Here is a 4899-nt window from a genome sequence, read left to right on the forward strand (position 1 = left end):
GAGCGCCTTCGCCAGCAAGCTGGCTCCTACAGGCAAGGCGTGCGCAGGATGGTCTTTGCCAGCGAGTTTTTCCCGCTATGCCAGGTCCAGCTGTACGCCATCCACGGCACCATCGACTGTCCATTGGCGGGCCCAGTCGCTGTCTTGAACCACACTGCTATGGCCCTGGTAGACGACGCTCAACTGGGCAGCCTGGGCAGCATTGGCATTGCAGATCAGATACAGGTCGGCACTGGCATCCGCTTGCAGGACATAAAGAACCACGTTGCCCTGGGCAGGTATGTTGACGTTGGCCAGGTTGTTGCCCTGGGCGGTATTCCTGATGGCGACTTGCTGCGCAGCGGCGGTGTTGTTGCGTGCGTGAATGGCAATAGGCATTTTATTTGACTCCAGAACTGGTCAGGGGGTTAAGTCGCTACGGTCCGGGCCTGCACCTGAGGCTTGCCACAAGATCAGCCGACCGCAGGGCTATCCTCGGTAACTGTCTGCCGCCATACGAGAGGGACATGTTTCCCTGAAGCGCCAACGCGCCCTCTTCACCAACAAGCTGAACATTGGGCCACGCCCCCCCCATCAGCCTGAGCGATTCACCCCTTGCCCTCCCTGCACTATCCGCCCGACCTGCTCTTGCAGTGCCTTGGCCTGGGTGCGCAGGGCTTCACTGAAACCCTCGACAAAACTCGACGAGGGCCGGTAATCCGGGCGGATCAGCATCACCCGATAGGGCACCGACAGCTGCAACGGCCGGATCGCCAGGCCGCGCCCGGCCTCTTCCATGGCACTCAAGGGATTGATGATCGCCACCCCGAGCCGCTGGCGCACCATGGCGCACACCGAAGCTGCGTTGGTGGTTTCCACCACTATCCGGCGATCCACCCCGGCCTGGCGAAAATGCTCATCCAGGGTCTGCCGGTAGATATCCAGGCCCGAGAGGTTGATGAAGTCCTGGCCGCGAAAATCCGCAAGCGCCAGCCGTGGCCTGGCCAGCAGCGGATGGTCGTCCGCGAGGATGCAGACCATGTCGGCGCAGAACAGCAGTTCGCCCTGGGTGCCCCGGGGCAGGTGCTCGCTTTCGGTCAGGCCCAGGTCATGGCGCTGGGCACTGAGGGCCTCTTCCAACAGCGGCGATTCCTGGGCGGTGATGCTCAGGCCGATGCCCGGGTGCTGCGCCTGGAACTGCTTGCACACCGGCGGCAGCAGGGTCTGGGAGAACAGCGGCAGGCAGCTCAGGCTCAACTGGCCATGCTCGAAACGGCGGATCGACTGGGCCACGCTGTTGATCCGCTCCAGCCCCACATAGGCCCGCTCGACTTCCTCCAGCAACAGCAGGGCCTGGGCCGTGGGCAGCAGGCGCCCGCCTTCACGATCGAACAGGCGCAAGCCGGAAAGCGTTTCCAGCCGGGCCAGCTCGCGACTCACGGTGGGCTGCGAAGTAAACAGCAGGCGCGCGGCGCCGGTGACGCTGCCGGCCTGCATGATGGCGCGGAACACTTCGATGTGCCGCAGGGAGATGTCCATGGCGGGAAACTCGCTTAATCAACCAATCCATATCAGATATGAATATCTTGGCAAAGAATAGATATTTTCTTGAATAGCTGCCAACGGGCATGCTGCCTCCATTCCCACTGATCACAGATTGCATTCGCCATGGCCATTCCATTTTCCCCCGCTCAACTTGTCGCCGCCGCCCGCCAGTACGGCACTCCACTGTGGTGCTATGACGCCGCCACCATCCAGGCGCGCATCGCCCAGTTGCAGGCGTTCGACGTGGTGCGCTACGCCCAGAAGGCCTCGTCCAACCTGCACCTGCTGCGCCTGATCCGCGAGGCCGGGGTACGGGTCGATGCGGTGTCCCTGGGGGAAATCGAACGCGCCCTGCTGGCCGGCTTCAGCCCGGTGGATGCCGGCATCGTCTTCACCTGCGACCTGTTCGACGAGGCCACCCTGGCCCGGGTGGTGGAACTGCAGGTGGAAGTCAACGCCGGCTCCATCGACATGCTCCGCCAGCTGGGGGAGAAATCCCCGGGGCACCGGGTCTGGCTGCGGATCAACCCGGGCTTCGGCCACGGCCACAGCCGCAAGACCAACACCGGTGGCGAAAACAGCAAACACGGCATCTGGCACGACCAGATGAGCGAAGCCCTGGCGGTGATCCGCCAGCATGGCCTGCACCTGGTGGGCCTGCACATGCACATCGGCTCCGGGGTCGACTACGACCACCTGGAACAGGTGGGCGCAGCCATGGTGGCGGCGGTGAAATCCCTGGACCACGACCTCGAGGCCTTCTCCATCGGCGGCGGCCTGTCCACCCCCTACCGCGAGGGCGACACCCCGGTGGACGTGCAGCGTTACGCCAATGCCTGGAAAGTGGCGCGCCAGGAGATCGAGGCCTACCTGGGCCACGGCGTGCGCATGGAGATCGAACCGGGGCGCTTCCTGGTGGCCGAGGCCGGCTGCCTGGTCAGCGAAGTGCGGGTGGTGAAGACCGCCGGCCAGCATCACTTCGTGCTGGTGGACACCGGGTTCAACGACCTGATGCGCCCGGCCATGTACGGCGCCTACCACGGCATGAGCCTGCTGGACGCCGCCGGCCACCCGGTGGAGCGCCCGCAACAACTGACCGTGGTCGGCGGCCCGCTGTGCGAGTCCGGCGACATCTTCACCCAGGACGACGAATGCCTGACCCCGCGCCCCCTGCCCCAGGCCCGGGTCGGCGACCTGCTGGTACTGCACGACACCGGCGCCTATGGCGCCAGCATGTCCTCCAACTACAACAGCCGCCCGCTGCTGCCGGAGGTGCTGTTCGAGAACGGCCAGCCGAAACTGATCCGCCGCCGCCAGCCACTGGCGGACCTGCTGGCGCTGGAACTGGGGCTGTAAGCCGCCCCTGGGTACTGACTGGCAAAGGGACACAGGGCGCCCAGGCCCTGTGTTCGCCCAACCGCGTGTTCGAGGCGCCCCCCTGCCCTGGCAGCACTGAAAGTGCTTGTCCAGCCCGTTCCGTGGACAACGCTCCCCCCTTGGACTAAGAGTTAGGAGCCAGGAGTTCCTGGGCAAGGGAGAGCGCCATGTGCGAAGCAGACAAGGGCAAGAAAGAGCCTGGCAAGAGCGAGGGCGGCAGCGGGCTCACCTCGATCCTCAACCTCATTCCCAGCGTCTATTACGATCTGATTGCGCGGATCTGCCCGGGCATGGCGTTCTGGATCGTCCTGGCCTTCAAGTACCCCCACGAACAGCTGCAAACCCCCGATATTCTCGGCGGCGCCCTGTTGTTCGTGCTGATCATCCTCAGCTACGTGTCCGGTATCGTCTTCACCGGCTTCGCCCCGCTCTGGGACTGGCTATCCATCGCTACGCTGAACCGCTGCAGGTTCCTGGCGGCGCTGGTAGGCCTGGCAGATGCCCCGGCATCCTCCAGCTTCGCCAGGTGGAAGGCGGTGACCAGGCAACTGGATGAAGTCATCCAGGCAGATGACGGCGCCGGCAAGACCCTGGTCAAGGCGATGGCGGAGGTCAGCCTCTGCCAGAACCTGTTGACCGGCTGTATCGCCCTGGCCCTGATCGAAATCGGCTTCAGCGCCTGTGGGGCGCTGTCCATGGCCCAGCATCCCGGGTTCAACGGCTTTAGCGCCCTGGCCCTGCTCGTGGCGATGTACATGCGCCAGATGATGTTTCTCGGGCGGGTGAGCCATCTGCACCAACTCCATGTGACAGGCCACTAGAGCAGGTGCGCCCGGGCCAGCCCCGCTACCAGGGCATCAGTTGCAGCCGCTCCGGCTGGTCGTTGACGCTATCGTCCTGCTTGCGGGTCACCAGGGGCTCGCCGTCGGTGCCGTAGAACTGCACCTGCATTTCGGCGGTGTCGGGGTGCAGGTCCAAGCGGGCGAAGTTGTCGGCCTGGGTAAAAGCCCAGGTGCGGTAGTCCATGGTGCCCGGGACATTTTTCAGGGCAAAGCTGTCCGGGGTCTGGGGGGCGCGCGAGTCATGCACGTAGCCGGCAGGGACGCCGTCGGCAAAGGGGAACGGCCAATAGAAGGCTGACGAGGTGACCGCATGAGCCTTGATGCCCTGGGCTCCGCCACTGAACTGCAACCGGGAAATGTTCGAGCAATGAATGTCGCCGGACAGGAACACCACGTTCTGCACCTGGTACAGGGCGATGGTTTCCAGCACGGTGCTGCGGGTGCTGGGAAACGCCGACCAGGAGTCGCTCTGGTTCTTGCGCCGCTCGTAGCGCGGGCCCTCGCCCGCGGTATCCACGCCATTGGGTACAAAGACGCTGGACGTCACCACGAACTTGGGGGTGTTGCCCCGGTCCTCCTGCATATACCGCAACCAGGCGCACAAGCGATCCAACTGGCCGGGTTCGGCCGGGTGCAGTGAGGGTCGGCCCAGCAGGTGGTTGTCCTGCAGGGCGCCGGGCACATCATCGACAAAGCGCTGGGTACGGGTATCCAGCACGAAGAACGGATAGTTGGAACAGGAAAAGTCGTAGAACAGCTGCTTGACCGAACGGTGCTTGAGGTACTGATCGTTGCCGGACATCGCACGGTTCTGCACATAGCTGTCCTCGAAGCGCGGCCCATGGCTCCACTGGTAGCTCATGTAGGCGCCCATCGCCCAGTTGAACAGGGTGCGCTTGCTACCGTTCTTGTCGATGCGGTCCTGCGTTCAGTTGTCCTCGATCTCGTGGTCGTCGAGGATCATGTAGGTGGGTTTGTACGCCAGCAGACGACTGATGAAGGGCGAGCCGGCGTCCTCGGACAGCCGGTTGCGCCCGGCGCTGAGCAAGGCCAGCAGCATCAGCAGCGCCGCCACGCCAAAGGTCCAGTGCATGCCGCGGGACACGGCCTCGACGCTGGCCTGCGGCCCCGAGCCCCAGGCGAACAGTGCGCCCAT

Annotated in this window: 5 protein-coding genes and 1 pseudogene; 2 read left to right on the forward strand and 4 right to left on the reverse strand. The window is 64.4% G+C overall.

Going from position 1 to position 4899, the window contains the following annotated elements:
* Window positions 1-75: 75 nt before the first annotated feature.
* Window positions 76-378 carry a hypothetical protein gene (locus tag F6S12_RS29705; RefSeq protein ID WP_015635102.1) on the reverse strand — a complete coding sequence of 101 codons (303 nt, stop codon included), beginning with the start codon at window positions 376-378 and terminating at the stop codon, window positions 76-78.
* A gap of 195 nt (window positions 379-573) precedes the next feature.
* Window positions 574-1518, reverse strand: a complete 945-nt coding sequence (locus F6S12_RS29710) for a LysR family transcriptional regulator (protein ID WP_015635101.1) — start codon at window positions 1516-1518, stop codon at window positions 574-576.
* Window positions 1519-1647: 129 nt separating this feature from the next.
* On the opposite strand from F6S12_RS29710, the gene lysA reads away from it, so the two are divergent.
* Both lysA and F6S12_RS29720 read left to right on the forward strand, forming a co-directional pair.
* Window positions 1648-2880: a diaminopimelate decarboxylase gene (lysA, locus tag F6S12_RS29715; protein ID WP_011060616.1), complete on the forward strand. Its 1233-nt coding sequence runs from the start codon at window positions 1648-1650 to the stop codon at window positions 2878-2880.
* Between the two features lie 188 nt (window positions 2881-3068).
* Window positions 3069-3722: a hypothetical protein gene (locus F6S12_RS29720; RefSeq protein WP_152686446.1), complete on the forward strand. Its 654-nt coding sequence runs from the start codon at window positions 3069-3071 to the stop codon at window positions 3720-3722.
* Window positions 3723-3747: 25 nt separating this feature from the next.
* Here F6S12_RS29720 and F6S12_RS29725 read toward each other — a convergent pair whose 3' ends face one another.
* Together F6S12_RS29725 and F6S12_RS29730 are read right to left on the reverse strand one after the other, a co-directional pair.
* Window positions 3748-4605 (reverse strand): alkaline phosphatase D family protein, encoded by an 858-nt coding sequence (locus tag F6S12_RS29725; protein ID WP_202602940.1) that lies wholly within the window; start codon window positions 4603-4605, stop codon window positions 3748-3750.
* Between the two features lie 66 nt (window positions 4606-4671).
* Window positions 4672-4899: pseudogene (locus tag F6S12_RS29730) on the reverse strand (MFS transporter); the annotation flags it as partial.

It is taken from the genome of Pseudomonas sp. JV245A (genome assembly GCF_032424515.1).
Classification (GTDB): Bacteria; Pseudomonadota; Gammaproteobacteria; order Pseudomonadales; family Pseudomonadaceae; genus Aquipseudomonas; species Aquipseudomonas protegens.

Excerpts from the sequence above, each read along its gene's own strand:
- F6S12_RS29705 (WP_015635102.1), bottom strand. The coding sequence starts at position 378 with ATGCCTATTGCCATTCACGCACGCAACAACACCGCCGCTGCGCAGCAA.
- F6S12_RS29710 (WP_015635101.1), bottom strand. The coding sequence starts at position 1,518 with ATGGACATCTCCCTGCGGCACATCGAAGTGTTCCGCGCCATCATGCAG.
- lysA (WP_011060616.1), top strand. The coding sequence starts at position 1,648 with ATGGCCATTCCATTTTCCCCCGCTCAACTTGTCGCCGCCGCCCGCCAG.
- F6S12_RS29720 (WP_152686446.1), top strand. The coding sequence starts at position 3,069 with ATGTGCGAAGCAGACAAGGGCAAGAAAGAGCCTGGCAAGAGCGAGGGC.
- F6S12_RS29725 (WP_202602940.1), bottom strand. The coding sequence starts at position 4,605 with ATGAGCTACCAGTGGAGCCATGGGCCGCGCTTCGAGGACAGCTATGTG.